The organism is Blastomonas sp., from assembly GCF_030373265.1.
Lineage (GTDB): Bacteria > Pseudomonadota > Alphaproteobacteria > Sphingomonadales > Sphingomonadaceae > Blastomonas.
The window spans coordinates 67,655-82,114 of sequence record NZ_JAUCZC010000002.1 but is presented as its reverse complement, the minus strand read 5'-3'; the positions used below and the strand labels follow the sequence as shown (position 1 = coordinate 82,114).

The following is a 14,460-nucleotide window of genomic DNA, read 5'->3' as shown; positions in this document are numbered from 1 at the left end:
CGTGTGCACGACGTCCCTCGACTTCGCTCGGGACAAACGGGGGTGGCGGTGCGGGGGAAATTGACTCCTGATGCCCCTCTCGCTCCGCTGTTGTGGTTCAAAACCGGAGGCGCGGCCGACTGGCTGTTCGAGCCGAAGGATGCCGACGATCTGGCGCAGTTCCTGGCAGCGCTCGACCCGTCGGTCCCGGTGATGGCACTCGGATTGGGATCGAACCTGATCGTCCGCGATGGCGGCGTTCCCGGCGTCGTCGTGCGGCTGGGCAAGGCGTTCGCGCAGGTCGAGCGCACAGACGACATGATCCTGCGCTGCGGGGCAGGGGCCTCGGGCATCCTCGTTTCCTCCACCGCGCGCGATGCAGGCATCGGCGGGTTGGAATTCCTGCGCTCGATCCCCGGCACCGTCGGCGGTTTCGTACGCATGAACGGCGGCGCCTATGGCCGCGAGGTCAAGGATGTGCTGATCGACTGCGACGTGGTGCTGCGCGATGGCTCGCGGCGCACGCTCGCGCGCGCCGACCTGCAATACACTTATCGCCATTCCGAATTGCCCGAAGGCGCGATCGTCATCGGCGCGACCTTCAAGGGATCGCCCGCCGAACCTGCTGCCATCCAGGCCGAGATGGACCGCATCGCCGCCTCGCGCGAGGCGAGCCAGCCGCTGCGCAGCAAGACCGGCGGATCGACCTTCAAGAACCCGGAAGGGCACAAAGCCTGGCAGCTGGTCGATCAGGCGGGCTGCCGCGGTCTGACGATCGGCGGCGCGCAGGTCAGCGAGAAGCACACCAATTTCCTGATCAACACCGGCACCGCCACCAGCGCCGACATCGAAGCGCTCGGCGAGGAAGTCCGCGCGCGGGTCAAGGCGCAGTCGGGTGTCGAGCTCGAATGGGAAATCCAGCGGATAGGCAATGAATCTCCCTCTCCCCTTCAGGGGAGAGGGCCGGGGAGAGGGGGAGTCATTTCATGACCACCTCAATACAATCCCCTCTCCCTTCGCCGCTGCGCGGCTCTTCCCTCTCCCCTGAAGGGGAGAGGGGGCGGTTGCACATCGCCGTCCTCATGGGCGGCTGGTCGGCCGAGCGCGAGGTCTCGCTGATGAGCGGCGCGGGCGTCGCCAAGGCGCTCGAATCGCGCGGGCACACCGTGACCCGCGTCGACATGGACCGCAATGTCGCAGCCGTGCTCGCCGGTATCCGTCCCGATGTGGTGTTCAACGCGCTGCACGGAACGCCCGGCGAGGATGGCAGCGTGCAGGGCATGCTCGATCTGATGCAGATCCCGTACACGCATTCTGGCATGGCGACCTCGGTGATCGCGATCGACAAGGTGCTGACCAAACAGGCGCTGCTGCCGCACGGCATCCCGATGCCCGGCGGGCATATCGTGCGCTCCGAAAGCCTGTACACGGGCGATCCGCTGCCGCGCCCCTATGTGCTCAAGCCGGTCAACGAAGGTTCGTCTGTCGGCGTCGCCATCGTCAAGGCCGAAAGCAACTACGGCGATCCGATCAGCCCCGACGCCACCGGCCCCTGGCAGAAGTTCGACGAACTGCTCGCCGAGCCCTTCATCAAGGGCCGCGAACTGACCACTGCCGTGCTGGGCGACCGCGCGCTGGGCGTCACCGAACTGCAGACCAAGTCGGGCTTCTACGATTACGACGCCAAGTACACCGATGGCCTGACGCTGCACATCTGCCCGGCCGATATCCCCGAGGATATCGCCGCGATGTGCATGGACCTCGCCTTGCGCGCGCACGCCATCCTCGGCTGCAAGGGCGCATCGCGCTCCGACTTCCGCTGGGATGACGAGAAGGGCGCCGACGGGCTGTATCTGCTCGAGGTCAACACCCAGCCGGGCATGACACCGCTCAGCCTGGTTCCCGAACAGGCGGCGCAGATCGGCATCAGCTATGCCGATCTGGTCGAGATTATCGTTGAACAGGCTTTGGGGGGCACCCGGCATGACGACACGGATTAAACGCGGCACATCGGCCAAGCGCGGATCGACGCGCGCCAAGCCGCGCACCGCGCAACGATCGCGCGCCAACGCGGCGCTGGCGCGTCTGCCGTTCACCGAAGCGCAGCTGCAGAAGGGCGCGACCATCGGCGTGCTCGGGCTGCTCGCGCTCGCGGGCGTGATCACCGCGCAGTTCATGGGGCTGCCCGGAATGGTGCAGAACGAGATGGCGCTGGCGGCTGGACGCGCGGGCTTCGAGGTCAAGAAGGTCGAGGTGCGCAACGTCGACAAGATGAACGAGCTCAAGGTCTACGAGATTGTTCTGGCCCAGAAGGACCGCTCGATGCCGCAGGTCGATCTCGAGGAATTGCGGCGCGAGCTCACCGCGTTCTCGTGGATCGCCGATGCGCGCATTTCGCGCCAGCTGCCCGATACGCTGATCGTCGACATCGTCGAGCGCGAACCGCTGGCGGTGTGGGAGGATCGCGGCAAGGTGATGCTGGTCGATGCCGAGGGCGTCGCGCTCGAGCCCAGCCCCGGCCAGATCGATCCCAAGATGCTGCGCATCGTCGGCAAGAGCGCCAACGCAAAGATCGGTGATCTCACCGAACTGCTCGATGCCGCCCCTGCGCTCACCCCGCAGGTGCGCGAGGCCGAATGGGTCGGCAACCGCCGCTGGAACCTGACCTTCCACACCGGCGAGGTGCTGGCTTTGCCCGAGGGCGAGCAGCTTTCCGAAGCCGCTTTGGTCAACTTCGCGCGGATGGACGGAGTCAACCGGCTGCTCGGCAAGGGCGTAACCTATTTCGATTTGCGTGACCCAGAACGCGCGTACCTGCGCAAACCGCGCAACCCGGCCAAGCCTGAAGGCGATGCGATCGCATCGGCTGCACAATGAGCGGCAAGGCGCGCAAGGGCGGGGCCGCTGTCCCGCGGATCGAAAAGACCTTCGGCGCGCTCGATATCGGTTCGTCCAAGGTCTGCGCGATGATTGTCGGGCGCACCGAGACCGGCGAACTGCTGGTGCTGGGCACCGGGCAGCGCGCCAGCGACGGGGTCAAGCGCGGCTACATCACCGACATGCAGGCGACCGAGCTCGCGGTGCGCGAGGCGGTCGAGCAGGCCGAGCGGATCGCCGGGCTGAACATCGATCATGTCCATGTCAGCTGCTCTTCGGGCGGCCTGACCAGCACGATTGCGCGCGTCGAGATCGATCTGGGCGGCGGCCGTATCGACGAGGATGATGTCGATCACCTGCTCGCCGCCGGACGCGAGACGATCCAGCCGGGCGGCCGGATGGTGCTGCACGCGCAGCCCGCGCTCTACACGCTCGACGGCGCCACCGGGGTCAAGAAGCCGATCGGGCTCCACGCCGAGCGGCTGGGGGTCGATATCCACGTCGTGTTCGCCGATGGCGCGCCGGTGCGCAACATCGACCAGACCGTGGCAGCGGCGTATCTCGGCGTCAGCGGCATCGTTGCAGCACCCATCGCGGCGGGCACCGCGTGCCTCGGCGAGGAAGAGCGCGAGCTTGGCGTTGCGCTGATCGAGATGGGTGCGGCGGTCACCAACATCTCGCTGTATGCCGGCGGCATGCTGGTCGGGCTGTTCACCATCCCCTTTGGCGGCGCGGACATCACCGATGCGATCGCGTCCGCCTTCGGACTGCGGCGGGCAGAGGCTGAGCGGATCAAGTGCTTCCACGGCGCGGCGACCTCGTCGCCGCGCGATAACCACGACATGATCGACCTGCGCCTGCCCGAAGAGGACAGCAAGCTGGTCGGCGCTGGCGGACGCGCGCCCGATGACAAGCATTCGATCAGCCGCGCGCAATTGGTCTCGGTGATCCGCCAGCCGCTCGATTATCTGATCGGCGAGATCACCAAGGGATTGAAGGAGCTGGGCTTTACCGGCGCGCAGGGCCAGCGGATCGTGCTGACCGGCGGGTGCGCGGAATTGCGGGGTCTTGCCGATCACATGCAGGTGGCATTGGGCCGCACGGTGCGGATTGGACGGCCTTCGGGGCTCGCGGGTCTGCCCGATGCGCATGCCGGGCCTGCCTTCTCGACGCTGGCCGGGCTCGCGCTGTTTGCCGCCGACGAACCGGTCGATATCCGCAGCATCGCCTCAAGCTATCAGCAGGTTCACAAGCACTCGGGTGCGGCCGTGCTGCAGCGGCTATGGCGTGCCTTGGTCGGCAATTTCTGATCATGGACGGCCAAAGGCGCGATGAACCGCATGAAGTGGTGGAAAAACCCGATTTTTTACGTGAATTCGCGAATCAATCTGTGCAATGTGCACTATGTAATTTGCTTCAAATTTATGAAGCAGGGGAGAATTAAGGCATGAGCATCACCATTGGACCGCCCACCGTCGACGAACTGCGTCCGCGGATCGCGGTGATCGGTATCGGCGGCGCGGGCGGCAACGCGATTGCCAACATGATCGCGGCGCATGTGGAAGGCGTCGATTTCATCGTCGCCAACACCGACGCGCAGGCGTTGAACTCGTCGACCGCCGAACAGCGGATCCAACTGGGTCCCGATGTCACCCAGGGTCTGGGCGCGGGATCGCGGCCCGAAGTAGGCCGCGCGGCGGCGGAAGAAACCGTCGGTGATATCGAGGCGATCCTTGAAGGCACGCATATGTGCTTTATCGCCGCGGGCATGGGCGGTGGTACCGGCACGGGCGCCGCGCCCGTCGTCGCCAAGGCGGCGCGCGATCGCGGTATCCTGACCGTCGGCGTCGTCACCAAGCCGTTCACCTTCGAAGGCACCCGCCGCATGCGCGCGGCCGAGGCCGGCATCGCCGAGCTGCAGAAGAACGTCGACACCCTGATCGTCATCCCCAACCAGAACCTGTTCCTGGTCGCCAACCCCAACACGACCTTCAAGGAAGCCTTCCAGCTCGCCGACGAAGTGCTGCAGCAGGGCGTTCGCTCGATCACCGACCTGATCGTCAATCCCGGCCTGATCAACCTCGACTTTGCCGATATCCGTTCGGTGATGCGCGAGATGGGCAAGGCGATGATGGGCACCGGCGAAGCCGAAGGCGATGGCCGCGCACTCGAAGCTGCCGAGCGCGCGATCGCCAATCCGCTGCTCGATGGCGTGTCGATGAAGGGCGCCAAGGGCGTCATCGTCTCGATCACCGGCGGCGACGACATGCGCCTGATGGAGGTCGACGAAGCCGCCAACCACATCAAGGAACTGGTCGATCCCGACGCCAACATCATCTGGGGAAGCGCGTTCAATCCCGATCTCGAAGGCAAGATCCGCGTCTCCGTGGTCGCCACCGGCATCGATGGCGAAGCGCTGCAGAACACCGAGGACAGCCGCCCGTTCTCGCTGGCGCAGGGTGGAACCCGCAGCTTCACCGCTCCGGTTTCCGCGCCGGCTCCAACCCCTGCATCGACTCCGACACCATCGTTCACCCCTGCACCGGCGCCTGTCGCGGCAGACCCTGCCGATGCGCTCGATCTGGGTGTGGCGGCGCAATCGCTGGATGATGACGATACTGCGGGCGACGAGCTTCTGCTCGACAACGCCAGTGTCGACGACGAGAGCTCCAACCGGGCCAGCCAATCGGCGCCTGCACCTGCTGCGGCGCAGGCTGCCGAGCCCGCCGCGCCCGTTGCCAAGGCGCCCCGGGTATCGACCGGTGGCGGCACATTGTTCGAGCGCATGTCCAGCCTGTCGCGGGGCGGGGCCCGCAGCGAAGAAGACGAAGAGGGCGAAAACAACGCAGACGCGCCGCCGCTCAACATTCCGCGCTTCCTGGGCCGTCAGAACAATCAGTAACACCTCTGGCCGACTGCCGCTACACGGCGGTCGGCCCAAGGTTCCCGCAAGCTGTCGAATACCCGCCACGCTCTGCCGTGGAGCGTCAATCGTTACGCTTGCAATCAGCCGTTCAAGCGCCGACTGACGGGACATATGGCTTTGATCCGTTATTCCCGTCTGCGCTGCTTCACTTCGGTCACGGCCCTGCTGGTGGCAATCACAACAGTGGGGCCCACGCCCGCTTATGCGCAGGAAGAAGGCCCCGATGCACCCGACACGGGTGACACGGGCTATTCCTCGCTCAATGTTTCGCAGCCTCGAGGCACCCGCGAGCTGCAGAACGCCCTGCAGCGTTTGGCGCTCAACCCTGCCGATATCGATGCGCTGATCGATGGCGGCAATGCGGCGTTGCTGCTGGGCGATCCGCAGGCGGCGATCGGCTTTTTCGCGCGCGCCGACGAGATGTCGCCGGGCAATGGCCGGGTCAAGGCCGGGCTGGGTTCGGGTCTGCTGCTCAACGAAAACCCCTATGAGGCGCTTCGCCTGTTCGAAGAAGCCAAGAAGCTGGGCGTTCCGGAAACGGTGTTCGCCGCAGATCGCGGGCTGGCCTATGATCTGGTCGGCAATTCCGGGGCCGCGCAGGCGGACTACGAGCTCGCGCTGCGGCGCGGCAACGACGACGAGACGATCCGGCGCTATGCCTTGTCGCTGGCGATCGCTGGCGATCGCACTGCCGCCGAGGCCCAGCTTGATCCGCTGCTGCGCCGACGCGACGCCGCCGCCTGGCGGACGCGTGCCTTTGTGCTGGCGGTGTCGGGCGACCCGCAGGGCGCCATCGCAATCGCCGATGCGACGATGCCCAAGCGCATGGCGGCATCGATCGAACCCTTTTTCCGCTTCATGGGACGGCTGACGCCAGCGCAACAGGCAGCGGCCGCGCATTTTGGCCAGTTTCCGCAAACGGCTGCGATCGGCAAGGACGATCCACGCAACCGTCAGTACGCTTCCGCCGGGGTGCCTCGCGTGAGAGCTGGCCGTGCGGATTCCGGCCTGATCCCCGCGGGCGACCCCCTCGGCCCGACAACCGAGAGCAAGACGCGCAAAACAGCGCAGGTCGACAAGTCGAGCCGGCGCAGGCCTGGCAAGCTGTCCAAGAAAGAACGCGCCCAGATCGCATCCGCGCAGGCGGCGGCGGCAGCCGCACCGGTGCCGGTCGATACCCGTCCGCCAGGACCGGTGCCGCCGCCGGATCTGCTGATCCCCGGTCGCGGCGTGGCGACACAGTCCGCATCCGCGCAGCCTGCGCCCGGGACCGTGCAACCGCTCCCCGGAGCATCGCAGCCGAGGCTGGGAACCGTGCAGGCTCTGCCCGGATCAGCGCCGCGATCGGTGGCCACGGTGCAGCCGCTGCCAGGGGCAACCGCGCCAACGAGCAGCGGTCAGAGTGCACCGCTCGTCCAGCCGACCCCGCGCGCCGATGTCGCTGCGTCGCGGCAGGCAGCCGCCACTGCAACGCCTCCTGTCGCCGTCACGCCGCCTACTTCGGCATCGCGCACGCCATCTGTCGGATCTCCGCTTATTCCGGACGGAACCACGGCGGTGGTGCTTGCCGGAGTGACCGAATTGCCCCGGCCGGGGTTCAGGTCGGTTCCGCCTGTGAGCAACGGTGCATCGGCAGCCTCTGCCGGTGCCGGTCCTGCTCAGCCGTCACGAGGTCCAGCTCAGGCGATACCTCAAGGCCCGCCTCCCGCCACGGGATCGGGTGCGCCTGGACAAACGGTGCAGACCGTCCAAGCGGTGGAGACTGGCCAGCAGACCCCGCCGTCGGCGCGTGCGCCTGCTGATCTTCGACCCGGGTTCGACCTCGCGCAGGTCGGGCAGCCGTCCGCACCGTCGCCCGCGCCCAGCCCAGTGGCAACGGCGAGCGCCGCCAGCAGCCAAAGCGGCGCATCGGTTGGCTCCGCACCGCCCGCACCCGAGCGCATCACCCTTTCTGCCGTCATCGCCGGCATCAAGGTTCCGCCGCAGGAACTGGCGCCCGACGAAAATGCGGTCGATATCACCAAGATCACCCCGGCCGCACCCAAGCCGCCCGAGGTGAAGAAACCCGAGGACAAAAAGGCCGAAGCGAAGAAGGCAGAGGCCAAGAAGGCCGCGGCCAAGCCTGCACCTCCCAAGCACCCCAAGCGCTATTGGGTGCAGGTGGCAGGCGGGGCAAACCGCGCCGACCTTGCCAAGGAATGGAAGCGGCTGACGGGTGAGGCGCCTGCGGTGTTCAAGGGCAAGCAGGCCTGGTGGACGCCGCTCAACGCCACCAACCGATTGCTGGCAGGGCCCTTCTCCGGTCCCAACGAGGCGCAGACGTTCGTCAACACGCTGGCCAAGAACAAGCTGTCGGGCTTTGCCTTCACCAGCCCCGAAGGGCAGGAAGTCACCAAGATCGGCGGCTGAGCGCCCGGGCAGTTTTTGGTACCGTTACAGCGCCGCGCGGATCAGCCGGTTGACATTGGTGTTGGCCTTCAACCGGCTGCCCAGCAGGAACATTCCGCCGATCTTGCGCTGGATGAACAGCGTGTCGACCGGGGGAATCTGCCAGAACGTTCTTTCCTTGGCAAAGGCCATGCCCTCGTCGCGCAACTCCGTCGTCACCTCGTTGGAGGTGAAGTCGAACGGCCCGTCGAGACGAAGCGGTTCGAACGCGGTGTCGAACATGCCCAGAACCGCGACCTTGTGATTCTCGGGCGCATCGGGGTGCAGCATCCCCAGCGCCAGCCCCGCCTCGCGCATCTGGGCGAGATCGCGGCCCAGCCCGCCGCGCAACAGGGTGCGGTAGCTGTTCGACACCGCCTCGCTCACCACCCGCGTTGCGCCGAAATCGAGCAGCACCAGCCGCCCGCTGACCGGATCGAAGCGGTAGTTGGCGAAATTGGGGTCGGTCTGCATCAGCCGGAACTCGAACAGCTCGCGCAGCAGCAATTCGACCACCAGCCGCACGATCCGGTTGCGCGTTTCGACCTCCATCGCGACGGTGTCCTCGATCGCGATGCTCTCGATGAAGTCCATCGCCAGAATGTCGGTTGTCGTGAAGTCGGGGTGCAGCGCGGGGACGATGAAGTCGGGGTGGTCGGCGAGCAGCGCACCAAAACGCCCCAAATGCGCCGCTTCATGACCGTAATCGGCCTCTTCGTGCAGCTGCGCCTTGGCGTCGGCCAGCATCGGATCGATGTCGAGCTCGGGCGGCAGCATTTTGGTGAGCTTGATCAGCGAGGCGACATTGTCGACATCGCTGTCGATGCTCTGGCGTACGCCGGGATATTGCACCTTGATTGCAAGGTCGCGGCCATCGGTGGTGCGGGCGCGGTGGACTTGGCCGATCGACGCGGCCGCGATCGGCTTGAAGTCGAAGCTGGCAAAACGCTTTTCCCAGCCGCGCCCCCAGTTCTGGTTGAGCACATTGCGCAATTGCCCCTGCGGCATATGCTGCGCATCGGCGCGCAATCGGCCCATGATCTCGGCCAGCTCGGGAGGGAAAAAGTCGCCGGTGTCCATCGACATCAATTGGCCCAGCTTCATCGCCGCGCCGCGCATGGTCGCCAGCTTGTCGGCGATCTTGCGCGCGTTGGCGGGGGTCAGCAGCAGATCGCCGACGCTCGGGCGCTTGCCCTGCGCCCATTGCTTGGCGCCATCGACCAGCATCGTGCCCGCGATGCCGCCGGCCATGCTGCTGAAGCCTGCAAACCGGGCAATCCGCCCGCTGGGCACGGCCTGCCCGGACGATGTGCTGGATGGCGAGGACTCGGAACGCGATTTGGGGGGAAGCATGCGGGGTGATGACCTGTGCGCGGTGGCTGCCTCGGGATAGAGGCCCGTCCTGCTGCTATGTAGGTTCGCAGCCCGCTAGCTGCAACTCGCCCCACCCAGAACGCAGAAGCGCGCGCAATGCGGGTGGTTGAGCGATACGCTGCGCGAAGCTTCGCCCAGCGTCGCGCCCATGTCGAACTGCGGATCATAAGGCAGCAGCGTGCAGGCCGCCACCGTGGGCCGTTCAGCGCCCTTGTGCTTCACCACCATGCGGCTGGTGGCGCACATCATTGCATCGGGGCTTTTGCCCAGAATGTCCCAGCATCCGGTGCTGATCTCGGCGATGTCGGCTTCGGCATCCATTTCGGGGAACATGACAAAGCTCTGCGGATCGTTCACCCTGATCGGAAGCCCGTGCCGCGCGAACAATGCGGCAAAGCCGGCGCGCGCCTGCGCGTCGCTCTCATGCGCCAGATGCCGTCCGGCGACGGCGATGGCAAAGCCGTTCTCGGCGAGCCATGTCAGGCCGCTGATCGCCTTGTCCCAGCTGTTGCCGCCGCGCTCGGCCTCGTGCACGTCTTGCGTATAATGGTCGAGGCTCACCCGGATGGTGAGCTGATGGCTGAACCGCGCGTTCATCGCCAGCAACGCATCCTCGTGGCGGCGCATTGGCCGCATCGCGTTGGACAGCACCAGGGTGGCAAAGCCGCGCGACAGGCATAGCTCCAGGATCGCGATGATGTCGGGGTTCATGAATGGCTCGCCACCGGTGAACGCGATCTCGCGGGTGGGCAGGCCCGATGCAGCGATTTCGTCGAGATAGGCGGTGACCTCGGCGAGGGTCAGATAGACAAGCGCGTCATTGCGCGGCGAGCTTTCGATGTAGCAACTCTTGCAGGCAAGATTGCACAGGGTGCCGGTGTTGAACCACAACGTTTCCAGCGCGGTCATCGCGACGCTGGCGCGGCGCTCGCCTTTTGCGGTGATCAAGGGATCGCGGAACTTTGCAGGATCGAGCGGCGGAGCATCGGCGACGGCAAAGGGGCTGGTGGAATCCATCCTCCATCTATCGCGGGGCCGAGGCCTCAGGCAAAGCGAAAATCGTCAGCCGTCCTGGCCTTTTGCCAGTTTTGCCGCGAGGGGGGCGGATACGATCAGCTGGATCTGGTGATAGATCAGCGCCGGCAGGATCGCGAGGCCCGCCAGCGGCCCAGTAAACAGGATGGCCGCGAGCGGTGCCCCGGTGGCGATGCTCTTGTGCGATCCGGCAAACAGCAGGCTGATCCGGTCCGCACGCGACAGGCCGATAATCCCGCCCAGCGCCCATGCAGACACAAATGCAATGGCCAACATCGCACAGATGATTGCGGTCAGCACGCCCAGCACGCGCCAGTCCAGCGCCTGCATCTGCCCGCCCGCGACTGCGGAGCTGAACGCGACATAGACCGCGAGTATGATGGCGGTGCGATCGAGCAGGGTGAGCATCGGCTTGTTACGGACGGCCCAGGCGCCCAGCCATCCCTGCGCCATCTGGCCGAGCGCGAAGGGCAGCAGCAGGATCGCAACGATGCGCAGCACCGTATCGCTCCCGATTGCCGCGCCGCCGCTCGCGCCGATGAGCAACGCCACCAGCAGCGGTGTCATGAAGATGCCCGCAAGATTGAGCAGCGCCGACGCCATCACCGATGCGGCGATGTTGCCGCCCGCCAGCGAGGAGTAGCTGATCGCCGACTGGACGGTGGAGGGCAGGATGCCGAGGAAGAGCAAGCCGACGACCAGTCCCTGGGGCAAGCCCCCGGCTATCAGCCCGCCCTGCGCCGAGGCTGCGCCGAAGGCGAGAAGCGGCATGAACGCAAAAACGAAGGCGAACATGATCGCTTGCAGCCGCCAGTTGCGCATCGCCACGAGGACTTCGGCGCGGGGCAGGCGCAGGCCGTGCAGGAAGAACAGAAAGAAGATCGACACCGAGACCGCATGGCCCGCATACACCGCTGCGACACCGCTCACCGGCAGCAGCGCCGCTACCAATATGGTCAGCATCAGCATCAGGACGAACCGGTCGGGGATCAGGGTTGAGATAATCGACATAGGCGTTCCCCCTGCTATGTTTCTGCTGGCGGCGCAACGCCTTGCTTGGCAGCCTGCGGGATGCGACACAGAGGCCAGGACACAACCGGGGGCGAAGCAATGAACTGGCAGGCGATCACCGCACGGATCGAGACAGCGGTTGCGCCCCATATCGGCAGCGGCAAGGTGGCGGATTACATTCCCGCGCTCGGCAGGGTCGATCCGCACAAGTTCGGGTTGGCGATCGTGCAAGGCAATGGCGAGATGGTCACGCTGGGTGACAGCCATGAGCTGTTCTCGATCCAGTCGATATCCAAGGTGTTCACGCTGTCGATGGCGCTTCGGCACTATGGCGAGGATGTGTGGGGCAGGGTGGGCCGCGAACCTTCGGGCAGCGCGTTCAATTCGATCGTCCAGCTGGAAAACGAAAAAGGCATTCCCCGCAATCCGCTGATCAACGCCGGCGCGATCGCAGTGACCGACATGCTGGTCGCCGCAAGCAACCGCGACGCGATGCTGGACGAACTGCTGGCGCGCTTTCACCGGCTGTCGGGCGATGACACGATCGGAATCGACGAAGAGGTGGCACAGTCGGAATCGGCCACCGGATCGCGCAACCGCGCGCTGGCCTATTTCATGGCGGCGTTCGGCAACATGGCCAACCCGGTGGAAGACGCGCTGCATGCCTATTTTCGCCAGTGCGCCGTGCAAATGAGCTGCCGCCAGCTGGCGCGCGCTGCCCTGTTCCTGGCGTTCGACGGGCGCGATCCAATCAACCGCGAGCAGCTCGTCACGCCCGAGAACTGCCGCCGGATCAATGCGGTGATGATGAGCTGCGGCCATTACGACAACAGCGGCGACTTTGCCTATCGCATCGGCCTGCCGGGCAAGAGCGGCGTGGGCGGCGGCATCCTGTGCATCGCGCCGGGCCACGGCGCGATCGCGGTCTGGTCGCCCGGTCTCAACGCCTTCGGCACCTCGCTGGTTGGCGCGATCGCGCTCGAAGAGCTGGTGGAAGCGACCGGGTGGAGCGTGTTTGTGTGACAACAATTCGAGGAAACGAATTGGAAAGAGAATAAAGATAGCTTCGTTCATATGAACGCGATTACTTGGAATCTCGCCGAAGAGGCCGCCTGTGGTTGGGAACCGGTTGAAGACACGGTCCATATATGGCGCGCAAAATGTATGAGCTGCTATTCCGAGGCGGAGTATGCCATTTCCGAAACGATCGCGCTTTTGCGAAAGGTGACAGGCAAAAGCTCTGGGTCGAAGACGGGGCACCTCTTCGGGCACAAGGTTGCCGAACTGGCTGCACGCTTTTCCCAGCCCGATATCAAGGCTCTCAAGCGGGCTCGCAAGGCATCGCAATCATTAGACAAATTTCAGTCTCAGGGAGCATGGCGAAACATCCTCAACCATAGTGCTATGACGGTATACGCAAGCAGAGAAGGCTCTTGGCTGGCCGAGTTCAAAATGATTACGTTGTCAGAAGCCAATTCCACGACAAGTCGTACTTTTATCGATGAAGCCATGGCTCAAGACATGCTGCTTGGATTACGTTCTGCCGTGCAAAGCCTTGCCACCAATCTCCAGCATTTTAGGACAGAATTAGCCGCAGAGGGCAAGGCCCCTTCCGTCACCCCATCCGCACCGGGGGCGCAGGGGTCTCGCTGAACCTTGGCGCGGGCGCGGGTTGCAGCAGGCCGCCGGCCTCGACGAACGTGCCGCGCTGCTTGTTGTGCGGATGGTCGGGCGCTTCGGTCAGGCTCAGCACCGGGGCGAAGCAGATGTCGGTATGTTCCATGATGGCACACCATTCGTCACGGGTCTTGGTCAGGAACAGCGCAGTGAGCTTTTCCTTGAGCGGGCCCCATTGGCGGGGGTCCATCTGCGCGTCGAACGCCGGGTCGGTGAGGCCTGCCTTTTCACGGAGCAGCGCATAGAACTGGGGCTCGATCGACCCGATCGAGACATATTTGCCATCGGCGCATGCATAGGTGTCGTAGAAATGCGCGCCGGTATCGAGCAGGTTGACCCCGCGCTCGTCGCGCCACTGGCCGTTGCCGAGAAAGGTGTAGGTCATTGCCGACAGGATCGCGGCACCATCGGTCATTGCGCAGTCGATCACCTGGCCCTTGCCGGTGCTGCGCGCCGACAGGATGCCCGCGAGCATGCCGAACGCCATCATCATGCCGCCACCGCCGAAGTCGCCCACCGCATTGACCGGCGGGGTCGGCTTTTCGCCCGCGCGGCCATAGCTGTGCAGCGCGCCCGACAGCGCGATATAGTTGATGTCGTGCCCGGCCAGCGGCGCATAAGGTCCGGTCTGGCCCCAGCCGGTCATCCGGCCGTAAACCAGTGCAGGGTTATCGGCGAGCAGCACATCGGGTCCCAGGCCCAACCTCTCCATCACACCGGGGCGGAAGCCTTCGATCAGGCCATCGGCGGCGCGCGCCAGGTCGCGTACCTGGGCCACCCCCTCGGGCGACTTGAGATCTGCGGTCACGATCTCGCGGTTGCGGTTGAGGACATCGCGATTGCCCGCATCGCCCACCGTTGAGCGGTTCGACGCGCGTTCGACGCGAATCACCCGGGCACCATGATCGGCGAGCATCATCCCGGCAAATGGACCGGGACCGATGCCCGCCAGTTCGATGATCGTAACCCCTGCAAGCGCTCCAGCCATGTCACTCTTCCGTTTAATTAATCGATTAAAACGGGGGACGCTAACGTCCGGGGCGGGCTTTGCAAGCGTGTTTTTGGCAGCATTGCTGTTGCACCGCCGCACCAGCCGGTAATGACGACTGACAACAGCAACTTACCGTAACGTCAAGTCGATGTTGCACTGCAGT

12 protein-coding genes are annotated in these 14,460 nt (G+C 65.2%); 8 read left to right on the top strand and 4 right to left on the bottom strand.

Annotation, left to right across the window (positions count from 1 at the left end):
* Positions 1-42 precede the first annotated feature (42 nt).
* From murB to QUV11_RS01500, 6 genes are all read left to right on the top strand, one after another.
* A complete protein-coding gene (murB, locus tag QUV11_RS01525; protein ID WP_300880143.1) occupies positions 43-969 on the top strand; it encodes a UDP-N-acetylmuramate dehydrogenase in 927 nt (308 codons plus the stop codon).
* 74 nt (positions 970-1,043) lie between these two features.
* Complete coding sequence (locus tag QUV11_RS01520; protein WP_300880142.1) at positions 1,044-1,979, top strand: D-alanine--D-alanine ligase; 936 nt, start codon at positions 1,044-1,046, stop codon at positions 1,977-1,979.
* Entirely contained in the window at positions 1,963-2,856 is an 894-nt protein-coding gene (locus QUV11_RS01515) for a cell division protein FtsQ/DivIB (protein WP_300880141.1), read from the top strand. The genes QUV11_RS01520 and QUV11_RS01515 overlap by 17 nt, the downstream gene beginning before the upstream one ends.
* On the top strand, positions 2,853-4,166 hold the full coding sequence (gene ftsA / locus QUV11_RS01510) for a cell division protein FtsA (RefSeq protein ID WP_300880138.1): 1,314 nt from the start codon (positions 2,853-2,855) through the stop codon (positions 4,164-4,166). Before QUV11_RS01515 ends, ftsA begins: the two co-directional genes overlap by 4 nt.
* Positions 4,167-4,303: 137 nt before the next feature.
* Positions 4,304-5,758 (top strand): cell division protein FtsZ, encoded by a 1,455-nt coding sequence (gene ftsZ, locus QUV11_RS01505; protein ID WP_300880137.1) that lies wholly within the window; start codon positions 4,304-4,306, stop codon positions 5,756-5,758.
* Between the two features lie 135 nt (positions 5,759-5,893).
* Positions 5,894-8,191 carry an SPOR domain-containing protein gene (locus QUV11_RS01500; protein WP_300880136.1) on the top strand — a complete coding sequence of 766 codons (2,298 nt, stop codon included), beginning with the start codon at positions 5,894-5,896 and terminating at the stop codon, positions 8,189-8,191.
* Between the two features lie 24 nt (positions 8,192-8,215).
* Here the strand turns inward: QUV11_RS01500 and QUV11_RS01495 are convergent, their stop codons facing one another.
* The 3 genes from QUV11_RS01495 to QUV11_RS01485 all read right to left on the bottom strand — a co-directional run bounded on the left by QUV11_RS01495 (position 8,216) and on the right by QUV11_RS01485 (position 11,629).
* Positions 8,216-9,460 (bottom strand): AarF/ABC1/UbiB kinase family protein, encoded by a 1,245-nt coding sequence (locus QUV11_RS01495; protein WP_300880134.1) that lies wholly within the window; start codon positions 9,458-9,460, stop codon positions 8,216-8,218.
* Positions 9,461-9,637: 177 nt separating this feature from the next.
* The gene (locus QUV11_RS01490; RefSeq protein ID WP_300880132.1) at positions 9,638-10,600 is read right to left on the bottom strand and encodes a radical SAM protein; all 963 of its coding nucleotides are present in this window, start codon (positions 10,598-10,600) and stop codon (positions 9,638-9,640) included.
* Positions 10,601-10,645: 45 nt separating this feature from the next.
* Positions 10,646-11,629, bottom strand: a complete 984-nt coding sequence (locus QUV11_RS01485) for a bile acid:sodium symporter family protein (RefSeq protein ID WP_300880131.1) — start codon at positions 11,627-11,629, stop codon at positions 10,646-10,648.
* A 99-nt stretch (positions 11,630-11,728) separates the two neighbouring features.
* On the opposite strand from QUV11_RS01485, the gene QUV11_RS01480 reads away from it, so the two are divergent.
* Positions 11,729-12,652, top strand: coding sequence for a glutaminase (locus tag QUV11_RS01480; protein WP_300880130.1), 924 nt, complete (start codon positions 11,729-11,731; stop codon positions 12,650-12,652).
* A gap of 51 nt (positions 12,653-12,703) precedes the next feature.
* The gene (locus tag QUV11_RS01475; protein ID WP_300880129.1) at positions 12,704-13,282 is read left to right on the top strand and encodes a hypothetical protein; all 579 of its coding nucleotides are present in this window, start codon (positions 12,704-12,706) and stop codon (positions 13,280-13,282) included.
* On the opposite strand, the gene QUV11_RS01470 is transcribed toward QUV11_RS01475, so the two are convergent.
* On the bottom strand, positions 13,245-14,294 hold the full coding sequence (locus QUV11_RS01470) for a CaiB/BaiF CoA-transferase family protein (protein WP_300880128.1): 1,050 nt from the start codon (positions 14,292-14,294) through the stop codon (positions 13,245-13,247). The two genes, QUV11_RS01475 and QUV11_RS01470, sit on opposite strands and share 38 nt — an antisense overlap.
* Positions 14,295-14,460 lie beyond the last annotated feature (166 nt).

What these genes read in the sequence shown, in the direction of transcription:
- ftsA (WP_300880138.1), top strand. Translation starts at nt 2,853, where the DNA reads ATGAGCGGCAAGGCGCGCAAGGGCGGGGCCGCTGTCCCGCGGATCGAA.
- ftsZ (WP_300880137.1), top strand. Translation starts at nt 4,304, where the DNA reads ATGAGCATCACCATTGGACCGCCCACCGTCGACGAACTGCGTCCGCGG.
- QUV11_RS01480 (WP_300880130.1), top strand. Translation starts at nt 11,729, where the DNA reads ATGAACTGGCAGGCGATCACCGCACGGATCGAGACAGCGGTTGCGCCC.
- QUV11_RS01485 (WP_300880131.1), bottom strand. Translation starts at nt 11,629, where the DNA reads ATGTCGATTATCTCAACCCTGATCCCCGACCGGTTCGTCCTGATGCTG.
- QUV11_RS01470 (WP_300880128.1), bottom strand. Translation starts at nt 14,294, where the DNA reads ATGGCTGGAGCGCTTGCAGGGGTTACGATCATCGAACTGGCGGGCATC.
- QUV11_RS01490 (WP_300880132.1), bottom strand. Translation starts at nt 10,600, where the DNA reads ATGGATTCCACCAGCCCCTTTGCCGTCGCCGATGCTCCGCCGCTCGAT.
- QUV11_RS01475 (WP_300880129.1), top strand. Translation starts at nt 12,704, where the DNA reads ATGAACGCGATTACTTGGAATCTCGCCGAAGAGGCCGCCTGTGGTTGG.
- QUV11_RS01495 (WP_300880134.1), bottom strand. Translation starts at nt 9,460, where the DNA reads ATGGCCGGCGGCATCGCGGGCACGATGCTGGTCGATGGCGCCAAGCAA.
- QUV11_RS01500 (WP_300880136.1), top strand. Translation starts at nt 5,894, where the DNA reads ATGGCTTTGATCCGTTATTCCCGTCTGCGCTGCTTCACTTCGGTCACG.
- QUV11_RS01515 (WP_300880141.1), top strand. Translation starts at nt 1,963, where the DNA reads ATGACGACACGGATTAAACGCGGCACATCGGCCAAGCGCGGATCGACG.